Annotated in this window: 27 protein-coding genes, 4 tRNA genes and 1 rRNA gene; 29 read left to right on the top strand and 3 right to left on the bottom strand. The window is 19.2% G+C overall.

Translation table 11 applies throughout. From position 1 onward, the window contains the following. Position 1: 1 nt before the first annotated feature. A tRNA-Ile gene (locus ACWNYQ_RS00675) sits at positions 2–73 on the bottom strand. Between the two features lie 14 nt (positions 74–87). Then, a 16S ribosomal RNA gene (locus tag ACWNYQ_RS00680) occupies positions 88–1,580 on the bottom strand. A gap of 25 nt (positions 1,581–1,605) precedes the next feature. Here ACWNYQ_RS00680 and rplC point away from each other — a divergent pair. Genes rplC through ACWNYQ_RS00800 form a run of 24 tightly spaced genes read left to right on the top strand, consistent with a single transcriptional unit; the run spans position 1,606 to position 11,011 of the window. After that, positions 1,606–2,088, top strand: a complete 483-nt coding sequence (rplC, locus tag ACWNYQ_RS00685; RefSeq protein ID WP_455290527.1) for a 50S ribosomal protein L3 — start codon at positions 1,606–1,608, stop codon at positions 2,086–2,088. After that, the gene (rplD, locus tag ACWNYQ_RS00690; RefSeq protein ID WP_455290528.1) at positions 2,075–2,647 is read left to right on the top strand and encodes a 50S ribosomal protein L4; all 573 of its coding nucleotides are present in this window, start codon (positions 2,075–2,077) and stop codon (positions 2,645–2,647) included. The genes rplC and rplD overlap by 14 nt, the downstream gene beginning before the upstream one ends. Next, the gene (locus ACWNYQ_RS00695) at positions 2,637–2,819 is read left to right on the top strand and encodes a hypothetical protein (protein ID WP_455290529.1); all 183 of its coding nucleotides are present in this window, start codon (positions 2,637–2,639) and stop codon (positions 2,817–2,819) included. The genes rplD and ACWNYQ_RS00695 overlap by 11 nt, the downstream gene beginning before the upstream one ends. A gap of 1 nt (position 2,820) precedes the next feature. Then, positions 2,821–3,597, top strand: coding sequence for a 50S ribosomal protein L2 (gene rplB, locus ACWNYQ_RS00700; RefSeq protein ID WP_455290530.1), 777 nt, complete (start codon positions 2,821–2,823; stop codon positions 3,595–3,597). After that, positions 3,594–3,878, top strand: a complete 285-nt coding sequence (rpsS, locus tag ACWNYQ_RS00705; protein ID WP_455290531.1) for a 30S ribosomal protein S19 — start codon at positions 3,594–3,596, stop codon at positions 3,876–3,878. The genes rplB and rpsS overlap by 4 nt, the downstream gene beginning before the upstream one ends. After that, positions 3,859–4,203, top strand: coding sequence for an uL22 family ribosomal protein (locus ACWNYQ_RS00710; RefSeq protein ID WP_455290532.1), 345 nt, complete (start codon positions 3,859–3,861; stop codon positions 4,201–4,203). The genes rpsS and ACWNYQ_RS00710 overlap by 20 nt, the downstream gene beginning before the upstream one ends. Continuing rightward, positions 4,196–4,810, top strand: coding sequence for a 30S ribosomal protein S3 (rpsC, locus tag ACWNYQ_RS00715; RefSeq protein ID WP_455290533.1), 615 nt, complete (start codon positions 4,196–4,198; stop codon positions 4,808–4,810). Before ACWNYQ_RS00710 ends, rpsC begins: the two co-directional genes overlap by 8 nt. Then, complete coding sequence (rplP, locus tag ACWNYQ_RS00720; RefSeq protein ID WP_455290535.1) at positions 4,807–5,208, top strand: 50S ribosomal protein L16; 402 nt, start codon at positions 4,807–4,809, stop codon at positions 5,206–5,208. Before rpsC ends, rplP begins: the two co-directional genes overlap by 4 nt. A 2-nt stretch (positions 5,209–5,210) precedes the next feature. Beyond that, positions 5,211–5,438 carry a 30S ribosomal protein S17 gene (gene rpsQ / locus ACWNYQ_RS00725; RefSeq protein WP_455290536.1) on the top strand — a complete coding sequence of 76 codons (228 nt, stop codon included), beginning with the start codon at positions 5,211–5,213 and terminating at the stop codon, positions 5,436–5,438. After that, the gene (gene rplN, locus ACWNYQ_RS00730; RefSeq protein ID WP_455290537.1) at positions 5,435–5,800 is read left to right on the top strand and encodes a 50S ribosomal protein L14; all 366 of its coding nucleotides are present in this window, start codon (positions 5,435–5,437) and stop codon (positions 5,798–5,800) included. The genes rpsQ and rplN overlap by 4 nt, the downstream gene beginning before the upstream one ends. Next, entirely contained in the window at positions 5,790–6,317 is a 528-nt protein-coding gene (rplE, locus tag ACWNYQ_RS00735; protein WP_455290538.1) for a 50S ribosomal protein L5, read from the top strand. Before rplN ends, rplE begins: the two co-directional genes overlap by 11 nt. After that, on the top strand, positions 6,318–6,623 hold the full coding sequence (rpsN, locus tag ACWNYQ_RS00740) for a 30S ribosomal protein S14 (RefSeq protein WP_455290539.1): 306 nt from the start codon (positions 6,318–6,320) through the stop codon (positions 6,621–6,623). Continuing rightward, positions 6,623–7,006 (top strand): hypothetical protein, encoded by a 384-nt coding sequence (locus ACWNYQ_RS00745; protein ID WP_455290540.1) that lies wholly within the window; start codon positions 6,623–6,625, stop codon positions 7,004–7,006. Before rpsN ends, ACWNYQ_RS00745 begins: the two co-directional genes overlap by 1 nt. After that, positions 6,999–7,523, top strand: a complete 525-nt coding sequence (locus ACWNYQ_RS00750) for a hypothetical protein (RefSeq protein ID WP_455290541.1) — start codon at positions 6,999–7,001, stop codon at positions 7,521–7,523. The genes ACWNYQ_RS00745 and ACWNYQ_RS00750 overlap by 8 nt, the downstream gene beginning before the upstream one ends. Further along, positions 7,486–7,818: a 50S ribosomal protein L18 gene (locus ACWNYQ_RS00755; RefSeq protein ID WP_455290542.1), complete on the top strand. Its 333-nt coding sequence runs from the start codon at positions 7,486–7,488 to the stop codon at positions 7,816–7,818. Before ACWNYQ_RS00750 ends, ACWNYQ_RS00755 begins: the two co-directional genes overlap by 38 nt. Then, the gene (rpsE, locus tag ACWNYQ_RS00760) at positions 7,802–8,263 is read left to right on the top strand and encodes a 30S ribosomal protein S5 (RefSeq protein WP_455290543.1); all 462 of its coding nucleotides are present in this window, start codon (positions 7,802–7,804) and stop codon (positions 8,261–8,263) included. The genes ACWNYQ_RS00755 and rpsE overlap by 17 nt, the downstream gene beginning before the upstream one ends. Further along, positions 8,226–8,525 (top strand): hypothetical protein, encoded by a 300-nt coding sequence (locus tag ACWNYQ_RS00765; protein ID WP_455290544.1) that lies wholly within the window; start codon positions 8,226–8,228, stop codon positions 8,523–8,525. Before rpsE ends, ACWNYQ_RS00765 begins: the two co-directional genes overlap by 38 nt. Beyond that, positions 8,518–8,739, top strand: coding sequence for a translation initiation factor IF-1 (gene infA / locus ACWNYQ_RS00770; RefSeq protein WP_455290545.1), 222 nt, complete (start codon positions 8,518–8,520; stop codon positions 8,737–8,739). Before ACWNYQ_RS00765 ends, infA begins: the two co-directional genes overlap by 8 nt. Next, the gene (gene rpmJ / locus ACWNYQ_RS00775) at positions 8,736–8,849 is read left to right on the top strand and encodes a 50S ribosomal protein L36 (RefSeq protein WP_455290546.1); all 114 of its coding nucleotides are present in this window, start codon (positions 8,736–8,738) and stop codon (positions 8,847–8,849) included. Before infA ends, rpmJ begins: the two co-directional genes overlap by 4 nt. Continuing rightward, positions 8,846–9,190, top strand: a complete 345-nt coding sequence (rpsM, locus tag ACWNYQ_RS00780) for a 30S ribosomal protein S13 (protein WP_455290547.1) — start codon at positions 8,846–8,848, stop codon at positions 9,188–9,190. The genes rpmJ and rpsM overlap by 4 nt, the downstream gene beginning before the upstream one ends. Before the next feature lies 1 nt (position 9,191). Further along, positions 9,192–9,533, top strand: a complete 342-nt coding sequence (gene rpsK, locus ACWNYQ_RS00785) for a 30S ribosomal protein S11 (protein WP_455290548.1) — start codon at positions 9,192–9,194, stop codon at positions 9,531–9,533. Further along, positions 9,530–10,096, top strand: coding sequence for a S4 domain-containing protein (locus ACWNYQ_RS00790; RefSeq protein ID WP_455290549.1), 567 nt, complete (start codon positions 9,530–9,532; stop codon positions 10,094–10,096). The genes rpsK and ACWNYQ_RS00790 overlap by 4 nt, the downstream gene beginning before the upstream one ends. Beyond that, the gene (locus tag ACWNYQ_RS00795) at positions 10,086–10,706 is read left to right on the top strand and encodes a hypothetical protein (protein ID WP_455290550.1); all 621 of its coding nucleotides are present in this window, start codon (positions 10,086–10,088) and stop codon (positions 10,704–10,706) included. The genes ACWNYQ_RS00790 and ACWNYQ_RS00795 overlap by 11 nt, the downstream gene beginning before the upstream one ends. Continuing rightward, entirely contained in the window at positions 10,706–11,011 is a 306-nt protein-coding gene (locus tag ACWNYQ_RS00800; protein WP_455290551.1) for a hypothetical protein, read from the top strand. The genes ACWNYQ_RS00795 and ACWNYQ_RS00800 overlap by 1 nt, the downstream gene beginning before the upstream one ends. Here ACWNYQ_RS00800 and ACWNYQ_RS00805 read toward each other — a convergent pair. Further along, entirely contained in the window at positions 11,006–12,088 is a 1,083-nt protein-coding gene (locus ACWNYQ_RS00805) for a diaminopimelate decarboxylase (protein ID WP_455290552.1), read from the bottom strand. The two genes, ACWNYQ_RS00800 and ACWNYQ_RS00805, sit on opposite strands and share 6 nt — an antisense overlap. Positions 12,089–12,149: 61 nt before the next feature. On the opposite strand from ACWNYQ_RS00805, the gene ACWNYQ_RS00810 reads away from it, so the two are divergent. From ACWNYQ_RS00810 to ACWNYQ_RS00830, 5 genes are all read left to right on the top strand, one after another. Further along, positions 12,150–12,494, top strand: coding sequence for a hypothetical protein (locus ACWNYQ_RS00810; RefSeq protein ID WP_455290553.1), 345 nt, complete (start codon positions 12,150–12,152; stop codon positions 12,492–12,494). Next, positions 12,487–13,506, top strand: coding sequence for a 3-dehydroquinate synthase (locus tag ACWNYQ_RS00815; RefSeq protein ID WP_455290554.1), 1,020 nt, complete (start codon positions 12,487–12,489; stop codon positions 13,504–13,506). The genes ACWNYQ_RS00810 and ACWNYQ_RS00815 overlap by 8 nt, the downstream gene beginning before the upstream one ends. Then, positions 13,483–13,554: transfer RNA gene (locus ACWNYQ_RS00820), tRNA-Met, on the top strand. Before ACWNYQ_RS00815 ends, ACWNYQ_RS00820 begins: the two co-directional genes overlap by 24 nt. Positions 13,555–13,559: 5 nt before the next feature. Further along, a tRNA-Tyr gene (locus ACWNYQ_RS00825) sits at positions 13,560–13,645 on the top strand. Between the two features lies 1 nt (position 13,646). Continuing rightward, positions 13,647–13,717 (top strand) — tRNA-Gly (locus tag ACWNYQ_RS00830). The last annotated feature ends 4 nt before the right edge of the window (positions 13,718–13,721 follow it).

Consider the following 13,721-nt stretch of genomic DNA (forward strand, 5'->3'; position numbering starts at 1 on the left):
TTAGGTCTAATTGGAGTTGAACCAATAATTTTTGCCTTATCAAAGCAACGCTTTACCTTTAAGCCATAGACCTAATTTATAAATGTTTTATATATAAATCCAGCCGCACCTTCCGGTACAGCTACCTTGTTACGACTTCACCCCAGTTATGAACTTTGTATTGATAATATATTTAAAATTATTTCCAACAAAGCACACTTCCATGGTGTGACGGGCGGTGTGTACAAGACCCGAGAACGTATTCACCGTAACATTCTGATTTACGATTACTAGCGATTCCAGCTTCATGCACTTGAGTTTCAAAGTGCAATCCGAACTAAGGTTAGTTTTATAGATTTGCTATACTTCACAGTTTTGCATCTTTTTGTACTAACCATTGTATGACGTGTGAAGCCCTACTCATAAGGGCCATGAGGACTTGACGTCATCCTTTCCTTCCTCCAATTTCCATTGGCAGTATTTTTTGAGTGCTCAAAGTTGCAACAAAAAAAAAGGGTTGCGCTCGTTATAGGACTTAACCAAACATCTCACGACACGAGCTGACGACAGCCATGCAGCACCTGTGTTATAGTTCCTTTCGGCACTTCTTTTTTTCAAAAGAATTCTATACATGTCAAGAGTAGGTAAGGTTCTTCGTGTTACATCGAATTAATCCACATCATCCACCGCTTGTGCGGGTCCCCGTCAATTCCTTTGAGTTTTAATCTTGCGACCGTACTCCCCAGGCGGTCTACTTAACGCGTTAGCTTTATTACCAAAAAAAAAATCTGACAATTAGTAGACATCGTTTAGGGCGTGGACTACCAGGGTATCTAATCCTGTTTGCTCCCCACGCTTTAGTACATCAGTGTCAGTTATAACCAAGAGAGTTGCTTTCGCCTTTGGTATTCCTCTATATATTTACGCATTTCACCGCTACACATAGAATTCTACTCTCCTCTTTTACACTCTAGATTACCAGTAAAAAATGCTAAATAAAGTTAAGCTTTATTATTTTACAATTTTCTTAGTAAACAACCTACGTACACTTTACGCCCAATAATTCCGATTAACGCTTGCACCCTACGTATTACCGCGGCTGCTGGCACGTAGTTAGCCGGTGCTTATTCATATAGTACATTCAAGTTTTTTTAAAAACCTTATTCCTATATAAAAGTGTTTTACAGTTATACCTTCTTCACACACGCGGTATTGCTGGATCAAGCTTTCGCTCATTGTCCAATATTCCTCACTGCTGCCTCCCGTAGAAGTCTGGGCCTTGTCTCAGTCCCAGTGTGGTTGTACTTCCTCTCAGAACAACTACAGATAATCGCCTTGTTAGTTTTTTGAAATAACAACTAGCTAATCTGATATTTTATAATCTATATGTGATAAATATTTATATATTTATCTTTTATTAAAATTTATTAATTAATTTTATCAACTATTACAACAATTTTTTTAGTTTTATAGTTAGTCATATAGGTATATAATAATATATTACTCACCCGTTCGCTACTACTTAATATAAGCAGTTTAACTTGCATGTGTTAAGCATACCGCCAGCGTTTAATCTGAGCCAGGATCAAACTCTTAATTATTTAATTAAAATATTATTTATTTTATTTGTATAAAACAATTTATATATATATAATATATTATATTATAATAACTATGTCAAACTTTAAAAAAAAAACAATTTTTATAAAAAAAAAAATGTCTAACATTTTTTATAAAGGAAAATTTATACCTATCACTATACTAGAACATAAAAATATTTCATTTAATTTAATAAATTTAAATAAAAATTATAGTTTTCATTTTAAATCTAAAGGAAAAGGTTTTAGCGGAACAATTAAAAGATATGGTTTTTCTTCTAATTATGCAACTCACGGAAATTCAAAAGCTCATAGAAAACAAGGTTCAATAGGTATGTGCCAAGATCCAGGTAGAGTAATAAAGGGAAAAAAAATGCCAGGAAGATTGGGTGGTAATAATATAAAAATAAATAATATAAAAATTATTTATTTTGATAGCAATAAAATTTTCTTAAAAGGATCATTTCCTGGAAGTTATAATCAAAGAATTTTTTCTTATGATATATTTTAGAATAATAAAAAATTTAGATTTGAAAAATATTAAAAATTATACAAATATGTATTTAAGTAACTTAAGATTAAATATAAGTTCTCAAAAAAATAGGTCTAAAGTTAGTTATTCTGGTAAAAAACCATGGAATCAAAAAGGAACAGGAAAAGCAAGATCAGGAAGTAAATCTTCTCCTATTTGGAGAGGTGGAGGTAGGGCTTTTCCTAATACAAATAAGGATAATTATAAAAAAAAAATTAATAAAAAATTTTTTAAATATTGTTATAAAAATTCGTTTTTATTTTTTTTAAAAAAAAAAATATTTTTTTTTAAAAAAAATATATTTGAATTTTCTACAAAAAAATTTATAAAATTTATAAAGGAATTAAATATATTAGATAAAAAAATATTGTTTATAGGAAGTTTTAATAAAAGTTTTTTATTTTCTGGAAGGAACATAAAAAACTTTTTGTTTTTAGAATTAAATTATTTAAATCCTTATTATATAATTAATTACGATAAAATTCTTATAGATTATAAGAATTTTATATATTTGTATAGTTATTTTAATGATATATAAAACTATAAAAAGAACTATAGATAACTATAAATTTGGTAAAATAAATATTATTTTACCAAATTCTTATAATAAAAAAAAATTAAGAAAAATTTTTTTTAATAAAATTTATAAAATAAATTTATTAAAAATAAAAAAAAAAAATAAAAAATTATTTATAATTTCTAAGTTATAAAATGATAATAAAAAAGCCAATTACTCCTGGTTTAAGAGGAATGGTTTGTATAGAGAAAAAATCAATTTATCATAGAAATATAAAAAAATTAAAACTAATAATAAAAAAATCTCCTGGAAGAAATAACCAAGGAAAAATAACCGTTAGACACAGAGCTAAAGGAGAAAAAAAAAAATATAGAGTTATAGATTTTTTAAGAAATAAAAAATTTATAAAAGGAATAATAAAAAGTATAGAATACGACCCTTATAGAAATTGTAATATATCTTTAGTATCTTATTCTGATGGTGATTACAAATATATAATACATTTGGAAGGTTTAAAAATAGGAGAAAAAATAATAAATGCTGATTTTTGTAAGCCAAAAATAGGTAATTGTATGATTATAAAAAATATACCAATAGGTTTTAAAATATGTTGTATAGAAAATATACCAGATAAAGGTGCAAAAATTGTAAGAACAGCTGGTAACTATGCTATTATTTATTCTAAAGACAGAAAATTTACAAAAGTAAAGTTTAGAAATGGAAAATTTAAAAATATAAATAATTTTTGCAAAGCAGTAATAGGTGTAGTAGACAATTGTAATTATTATCAAGTAAAAATAGGAAAAGCTGGAATTAAAATTAGAAAGGGAATTAGACCTACAGTAAGAGGTGTAGCTATGAACCCAGTAGATCATCCTCATGGTGGAGGAGAAGGTAAAACAACATCAAAAAGACATCCTGTGAGTTACAAAGGAAAATTGACTAAAGGATTTAAAACTTCAAAAAAATGATCAAAAAAAAATTATATTATTGTAATTATAAACTTTTAAAAAAAGTTAATAATTTTTATTCAGGAAAAATTAATTTAATAAAAACATGGTCAAGAAGTTCTTATATAATACCTAGATTTGTAGGTTTAACTATATTTGTTCATAATGGAAAAAAACATTTGCCTGTTTTAATTAATAAAGATATGATAGGTCATAAATTAGGAGAATTTTCTTTTACTAGAAATTTTAAAGGTCATCCAAAAAATATTAAATTTAATAAAAATGATAGAAGAAAAAAATAGTATTAATAACATAAACTGTTCTTTTAAAAAATTAAAAAAAATTGTAAATTTTATTAAAAGAAGAAATATTATTCAGATATTTAACTCTTTAAAAAAAAATAAATCTAAGAGTTTTCGCTATTTGTATAATTTATTTTTAAATAATTTGAATAATTTTTCTAAAAAATATAATTATAATATTAATTTTATAAAAATAAAATATATTTTTGTTACAAAAGGAAAAATATATAAAAAAATTTATCCTAGAGCAAAAGGAAAATGTGATTTTTTAAAAAGAATAACATCTAATGTTTTTTTATGTCTTATTTATTTTTTAAATGGGTAATAAAATAAATCCAAATTGTTATAGAGTTTTTTTAAATAACAATTGGTTTTGTAGAAATGATAGTAAAAATAATTCTAGTTATATATTTATTTATAAAAATATATCTGAAATATTAAAAAAAAATATAGGTATTAATAATTATGAAGATTTTTATGTTGAATTTTTAAAAAATTCTATTATATTGACTATTTTCAGTTACAAACCAGGTTATTTAATTGGTAGAAAAGGATCTAATATTTCTAAAATAAAAGATATAATAATTAGAAAATTTTTTTGCAAAGTTTATTTAAATGTAAAAGAAATTTTTAGTAACGAAATTTGTTTTAGTTATTTTTTTAATAATTTAGAAAGAAAAATAAAAAATTGTATGAATTATAAATTTTTTATTAAAAAATTTATAAAAAGTAAATTAAAAAAAAATATAAAGGGAATAAAAATTAAAATTTCAGGAAGGATTAATGGTAGTGAAATAGCTAGAACTGAAACTTATAAAGAGGGAAAAATATCTCTTAGTACAATAAAAAATTTAATAAATTATAAAAATCATATTTTTAAAACAAAATATGGAATTATTGGTATAAAAATTTGGTATTGTTATTTAAAATGAATTTTTTAAATGGTAAAAAATTTAATAAGTTTAGAAAATCAAGGAACAACAATGTAAAAGTGTTAGGAAATTATTATTGTAAATATTCCATAATATCTTTAGAAAATTCGAATATTAATAGTAAACAAATAGAATCTGCAAGAAAAGTTTTAGTAAGAAATATAAGAAATAATGGTAAGATAGTGATAAGGATTTTTCCTGATGTTCCAATTACTAAAAAACCAATGGAAGTCAGAATGGGTAGTGGAAAAGGTGATGTCATAGGATTAGTTTATAAGGTTAAAAAAGGAACTAATATAATAGATTTTGATGTTTATGATAATAAAAATTTTATGAAAATATTTAGAATTGTTTCAAATAAAATTCCATTTAAAACTTTTTTAATAAAAAATTTTTAATTATGATATTAAGAGGAAAGATAATAAAATTAAGTAGTAAAAAAACAGTTTCTATTGTTTCTAAAAAAAAAATTTATAAAAAAAAATATAAAACTTTTTTTTATAAAGATAGAAAATATTTAATTCATTTTAATTGTTTATATTTGAAATTAGGAATGGAAGTTTTATTTACTTATTATAAAAAAATTTCTAAAAAAAAAAGTTGGAAAATTTTAAAAATTTTAAAATGATAAAACAAGGAAGTATTCTTGATGTTTCTGATAATTCTGGTGCAAAAAAAGTATTATGTATTAGAATACTTTTTAATAAAAAAAAGTATTCTAATATAGGTGACCTTATAAAAGTTGCTATAAAAAAATGTAGTAGCAAAGGAAAAGTTAAAAAAGGTCAAGTATGTAATGCATTGATTATAAATACTATTTATGGTATAAAAAGAAAAAATGGTAATTATTTAAAATTTTATAAAAATTCCGTTGTTATTCTTAATAACAATTTCGATTTAATATCAACAAGAGTATTTGGTATTGTTCCAAGAGAAATCAAAAATACTTATTTTTATAAAATACTTTCAATGTGCAAAAATGTCGTATAGTAAAAAATATTTAGAAGTTTGCAAACATTTTGTTATAAAAAAAAAATACAATGTTATGGAAGTTCCAAAGTTAATAAAAATAGTAATTAATATGTCTATGGGTTATAAAGCTTTTAATAAAGACTATTTAAATGATTCAATAAAAGAATTAAAAATTATTTCAAAACAAAAGCCTTTAATAATAAAAGCAAAAAAATCAATTTCTGAATTTGGTATTAAAAAGGGATTTCCTATAAGTTTAAAAGTTACTTTAAGAAAAAAAAATATGTATTTTTTTTACAAAAAATTTTTAAATTCTTTAAAAAATCTTAATGAATTTGAAGGATTCTCAAAAAATTCATTTGACTATTATGGTAATTATAATTTAGGAATTAAAGATCATACTTTATTCGACGATTTTTTTAATTTTAAAAAATCTATACTACCTAAAGGATTAAATATTACAATAGTAATTAAAAATAAAAACGTTAATGACTCTTATTATTTATTAAAAAAATATAATTTTCCATTTAAATAAATGTCTAAAAAATCTTTGTTAGAAAGGGAGAAAAAAAGGTTATATTTAAAAAATAAATTTTTTTTAAAAAGGTTATATTTAAAAAAAATGATAAAAAATAATAATTTAAAAAAGGAAGAAAAATATAAATATTATATAGAATTACAGAAAATTCCTCTAAATTCAAATCCATGTAGAATGAGAAATAGATGTTTAATAACAGGAAGACCAAGAGGTTATATAGGTTATTTTGGTGTATCTAGAATATTAATTAGAGAAAAAATTATGAAATGCGAAATTTATGGTGTAACTAAATCTAGTTGGTAATGTCATATAAAAAAGTTTCTTATTTGGTAAGTAATTTTAATAACTCAATAATAATGATGAGAAAATATTTTATAATCTCTAAAAGTAATTACATAATATCTATAATAGACAAATTAGAAAAAATAAACATTTTAAGTTCATACATAATAAAAAGTAAATTTTTAATATGTTACTATAATTATAATTATTTTAATAAATTTGGTTATATAAAATTATTACAATTTTCTAAAGTTTCAAATAAAAATATAATTAATAAAAAAAATTTCAAAAATTATATTAATAAAAATATTTTATTAAATACAAATAAAGGAATTTTAACTTTTAAAGAATATATTTCTAAAAAAACAGGTGGAGAAGTAATAATAATGATAAAAAATGTCTAGAAAATCTTCAATTCCAATATTTTTAAAAAAAATATTATTATATTCTTTAAAAAATTTGTTTATAAAAGGATTATTAATAAGCAAAATAAATTTTGAATACAAAGATTTTTATTTTTTTAGAAATAAAAATCTTTTGAATATTTTTCCATTTTTTAAAAATAATTATAAAAATTTAGGAACACATTATTCAATTTTAAAAAATTTTGTAAATGATAACTTAATTTTTTACAGCAGATTAATAATTTTAAATGGTATAGAGTTTAAAGTAAAACAAAAAAAAGGATTACTTATTTTTGATTTAGGTTATTCTCATAAAATTAAAATAAAAATTAATAAAAATATATTAATAAATATTTCAAAAGACAATAAAAAGTTAAAAGTTTCTAGTAATAATAGAGAGTTATTAGGTAATTTTTGTAATAAAATAATTAAACTAAAAAAGTTTAATTTATATAAAGATAAAGGATTAAGATATTTAAATGATAAAAAAATTAAAAAAAACAGAAAAAAAAAATAAAATTTTTATAAGAATAAGAAAATCAAATAAACATTTATATATTGAAATATATTCAATTTATAAAAATAGAATTATAACTAGCGTAAGTACAAATGGTAAATTTTTTAAAAAATATAATAAAGAAAAAAAAATAAATAAAAAAAAATTAAAAATTATATGTAAAGAACTATATTTTAAGTCTATTAATTTAAAATTAAAAAAAATATTTTTTTCTTTGTTTAAGGTAAAATATAATGGTAAAGTAAGATATGTTTGCAAAAAACTAAATTCTCTTTTTAATGGTAATAAAATTTAAAAAGTTAATATACTCAAGGAAAACTTCTTTTGTAAGAAAAGGCGGTAGAAATTTTAGATATACTGCTTATACATTAGTTAGTAATGGTAAAAATAAAATAGGTATTGAAAAATCTAAATCGAATAATCTTTCTTCTGCTCTTCAAAAATCATTTTTTAAATCTAAAAAAAATATTATAAAATTAAATATAAAAAAAGAAACAATTCCAAAAGAAGTTTCAATAAAAGTATCTAAAACTTTTATTAAAGCATATCCATGTTTAAATAATGAAGGCTTATTAGCAGGAGGATGCTTAAGATTAATATTATCATATACAGGTATAAAAAATATAAATTGCAAAATATATGGATCAAAAAATAAAATAAATGTTATAAAGGCTTCAAAAAAATTGTTAAAATATTTTTCTTATGAAAAAAAAAAGATTAGGAAGAGGAAATTCTTCTAAAAAAGGTAATACTTGTTGTAGAGGTTATAAAGGACAAAAATCAAGATCAGGTTTTTCTAAAAAAGAATTTTTTATAGGAGGACAAACTCCTTTAAATATTATATATCCTAAATATGGATTTAAAAAAAAATATAAAATTAAAAAAAAAAAATTATTGTTTAAAAATAAAAAAATTCATAAATCATTTTTTTTAAACTTTTTTTTTAGTAAAAAAAAAAAAAAATGTTTATTATTTAACAATTGTTATTTTATAAATGAATAAAAAAAGATTATTTGTTTTTGAAGGTACAGTATTAAAAAAACTTCCAAATTCTACTTTTTTAGTTTACGTTTCAAAAATAGAAAAAGAAATTTTTTGCTATATATCAGGAAAAATAAGAATAAATTACATAAGAATAACTCAAGGAGATAAAGTAAAAATAGAAGTAAATAAAATGTGTTCAAGTAAAGGTAGAATAGTTTATAGAATTAAATGAAAGTAAGATCATCTATTAAAAAAATTTGCAAGTATTGCAAATTAATAAAAAGAAAGGGTATACTATACAATAAGTGTATAGTAAGAAAACATAATCAAAGGCAAGGATGAATATAATGGGTTATTATCTTAATGATGATAAAAATATAAATATTGAATTAACTAATATTTATGGTATAGGTAAAAAAAAATCAAATAAATTATGCAAAAAAATTAAAATATTAAACTTAAAAGTTTCAAGTTTAAAAAAAAAAAAAATACTTAAAATAAGTGATTTTTTATCAAAAAATTTAATAGGATTTGAATTAAAAAATAAAATAAAAAAAGATTTAAAAAGATTAATTGATATTAAATGTTATAGAGGTTCAAGGCATGTTAAAAAACTTCCTTCTAGGGGTCAAAGAACTAGAACAAATGCTAAAACATCAAGGAAAATTTTAAGAATTTTTTAAAATGATTGTTTATTTAAATGTTAATACCAGATATAATAATACAATTATTAGTGTATCTGATATGAATGGCAATATAATCTTTTGGAACAGTCCTGGAAAAATTAAATTTAAAGGTTCCAAAAAATCTACTCCTTTTGCAATACAGGAAACTACAGATAAAGTTTGTATTTTTTTAAAATCTATAAAATCAAAAAATGTAATAATAAAATTCAAAGGAGCAGGACAAGGTAGAGATCCAGTAATAAGATCTTTAACTAATAATAATATAAATGTTTTAAAAATAATAGAAAAAACATCATTACCTCATAATGGATGTAGACCTCCAAAAAAAAGAAGAGTATGAAAATAAAAAGAAGCAATCTATGTAGAAGATTCAAAAATTTACTTGGTCTTTTTTCTTTTTTTAAGAAATTTAAAAAAAGAAAAAAAATATTATTTAAAAAAAATAATAGAAAAGAAATTAAATATGATTTTATTTTAAAAAGAAAAGTTAGAATATTTTATTGTTTAAAAAAAAAACAATTAGAAAATATTCTAGCAAATCTTAAATTAAATATAATAAATTCAATAAACTTATTAATATATAATTTAGAAAAAAGATTAGATTCTTTTATATATAGAATAGGTTTTGCTTCAACCATTAGAGAATCAAGACAAATAATATTACATGGATTTATTTTAATAAATGGAAAAAAAGTAAATTATCCAAGTTTTAAATTAAAAGAAAATGATAAAATTGAGATAAAAAAAAATTTTAAAAAAAATAAAAAATTAAATAATTTTATATCTTTATTTTTAAAATTAAAAAATATTAAAAAATATGATACTGATTACATTAATAAGATATCAATTTTTAAAAATTTTGAAAATATAGAAAAACACGAAATATTTAAAGATGAAATATAAGATTATAAAAAATTTTAAAAATTATTGTAAAGTTAAAATTTTTAAGATAAAAAAGGGTTTTGTAAATGATATATCAAATATATTTAGAAGAATGATATTAATAAATTCAAAGTCTTATAAAATTGAATACTTATTATTTAAGGAAATAAAGCATGAATATACTTATATAGATGGAATAAATGAAGATGTTATGGAAATAATACTTAATTTTAGAAAGGTTTTAATAAAAGCAAATAATTTTAATAAAATATATATAAATATAAAAAAAAAAGGTCCAGGTTATCTATATGCTAAAGATATAGAATTACCTGTATTGTTTAAAGTTTTAAATAAAAATTTTAAGATTTTTAAAATAAATAAAAATTTTAAAATAAAATTTTTATTAAAAATAAAAAAAATTTCAATTAAAGGAAAAATAAAAAAAAACAAAAGTTCAAAAAATAAATTATATGTAAATAGCTTTATTAGTCCTGTTAAAAATATTGAAATTATTAAAAATAATATAGATGATTGTAAAAATTTTTATATAAAAATTTTTACAAACGGAACTGTGGATTCAAAAAAAATTTTTGTTAATTCTTTTAAAAAAATTAAAAATTTTTTTAAATAATGAGACATAGATTAAAGAGATTTAAAATTAACAATAATATAAAAAACAAATTATATTCATTATTAATAAATAAAAAAATTATATTAAACAAGAAAGATTTATTAAATGTTAATCATTATTTTTATAAAATAAAAAAATCTTTAAAAAGAAATAACAAATATAAAAATATTTACATAAATTTTATTAAAAAAAATATTTACACAAAAATATTAAATAATAAAATTTTTTTAAAAAAAAAAAAAATAGGAATAAAAAGAGGAGATTATTCCTCTTTATATATTTTAAAATTATTTATTTCACTATAGAATTTTTTTTTTATATATTATAATTTCTAAAGGTTTTATTCTCATATTATATAAACTTCTCATACTTAAACAATATGCACCGGTATCTTTTATAATAATATGATCCCCTCTTTTTATTCCTATTTTTTTTTTTTTTAAAAAAACATCAGTAGATTCACATATAGGCCCTACTATATCATGTTTTTCTATTTTTCTTCTTATTTTAAAATTAATAATTCTGTGATAACTTCCATACAAAGCTGGTCTTATTATACTTTCCATTCCTATATCTAATATAGATATTTTTTTATTTTTAGATTTTTTTATATTTACAACTTTTGAAATAGTTAAACATGAATTAGCTATTATATATCTTCCTGGTTCTATAATAAATTTTTCTTTTTTTTTTTTTATAAAATTCAATAATCTTTTATATTTTATTAAATTATTATTGTAATAGTTAGTCGCATAACCACCTCCTATATTTATATTATTTATATTTTTTATTTTATATTTTTTTATTATTTTAAATATTTTTTTTATAGCTTTAATATAGTACTTTTCTTTTTTTATTTGTGATCCTAAATGAAATCCTAAAGCATATATTTTTATTTTATTCTTTTTTACATAATTAATTATTTTTATCGTTTCTTCTTTTCTAATTCCAAATTTATTATTTTTTTTACAAGTTGTAATTTGTTTTTTTGTTCCCACGCTCATATCTAAATTATATTTTAATATTATATTTATTTTTCCTTTTATTTTTTTAAGCTCTGAGTAAGACTCAACACTTATGTATGAAACATTATTTTTTATAGCATATTTTATTTCACTTTTTTTTTTTGAAACCCCAGAAAATATTAAATTGTTTTTTATTCCTAATTTTTTTAAAAACATTATTTCTCCAATGGAAACCACTTCAAATCCTTCTACTATTTTAGAAATTTTTTTTATTATTTTTTTATTATAATTTGATTTTAAAGCATAAAATATTCTAATTTTTTTGTTTTTTCTGAATTTTTTTAAGTTTTTTAATATTTTTTTATAACTATATATAAAAATAGGTTTTTTATAATTTTTTATTATATTACTTATCATTAGAAAATTATTTTTAACAGGTTTACCTGGTATTGGAAAAACAACAATATGTTATTTCTTTTTGCTAATTATAAAATTTTTTCTTCTTGATTTAGATAAATTTATAAGCATTATTTATTTTTTTAATATAGAAAAATATCTAAAAAATAAATATAAAGAATTTTATTTTAGAAATTTAGAAAAAAATTGTTTATTATTTAAAAACAAAAATTTTTATTCTTCAGGAGGAGGTTATTATACTAATTATTTAAATTTATTAAATTTATTTAAAAATGAGTCTATTATTTATAATAAATACTCAATAATAAATAATAGATCAATAATTTTAAAAAATAGTATAAATAAGTTAATAAATAAAAGAATAGAATTTTTAAAATTTCAATATTCTTTTAAATATGATGAATAATATACTTTTTATAAGAAAAATAAAAAATATTTCTTTATTATTAAAAAAAATAAAAAGAAAATATTTTATTGTTGATTATATATTATATTTAAGAAACAAACTTTTTATAAAAAGTTTGTTTAAAAAAAATAATTATTTTATAGTAAAAAATTCAGAATTTAGTAAAAATTTTTCAACAATAAATAAAATAGTAAAAGATCTTTTATTAAAAGGTTTTAAAAAAGATTGTAATTTAATTTGTATAGGAGGTGGTGTTGTTGGCGATATAAGTGGTTTTATTGCTTCTATTTATTATAGAGGAATAAATTACATAAATGTTCCAAGTACATTATTATCAATGGTTGATTCATCTATAGGTGGTAAAAATGCAATAAATGTAAAAAAAAGTAAAAATATATTAGGAACAATATACTTTCCTAAATATATAATTATTTTTAAAAAATTTTTAAAAACTCTAAATAATAGAAATTATTTAGAAGGATTTTCCGAAATTTTAAAAATTTCTATAATAAATAATAAAAATCTATTTAATTATTTAAATAAATATAATATTAAAATAATTAAATTAATATTTTATTCTATATTATCTAAAATATCTATAATTAAAAAAGATTTATTAGATAAAAATTATAGAATGTTATTAAATTTAGGACACACTTTTGGTCATTCTTTAGAGAAAACTACTAAAAACTATTTTTCACATGGTGAATCTGTTTTTTTAGGTATATTTATTTCTTCATTTATTTCTTATAAAAAGTTTTATTTGAAAAAAAAAACTTTTTATAATATTATATTATTGTTAAAGAAATACATTATTTTAAAAAAATATTTAAAATTAATTAATTTTAAATATTTTTTAAATAATATAAAATACGACAAAAAAAATTTTTCTAAATACTTAAAATTTATATTAATAAAAAAAATTAAATTTTGTAATATAGTAAAAATAAATGTTTCTAATTTAAAAAAAATTTTAAAATATAATTTTGACGAATTAGTTAATATGGCATAACCAAGGAATCATGATCCTTTGTGCGGGGTTCAATTCCCTGATTCGTCAAAAATGAAGGAATTCCTGAGTGGTTAAAAGGGACAGACTGTAAATCTGTTGGTTATTTATATCTTCATTGGTTCGAATCCAATTTCCTTCATGTGAATATAGCTTAATGGTAAAGTAAAAGATTTCCAATCTTTTTATAAGGGTTCGATTCCCTTTATTTGCTATTT

Source organism: Candidatus Vidania fulgoroideorum (assembly GCF_053760525.1).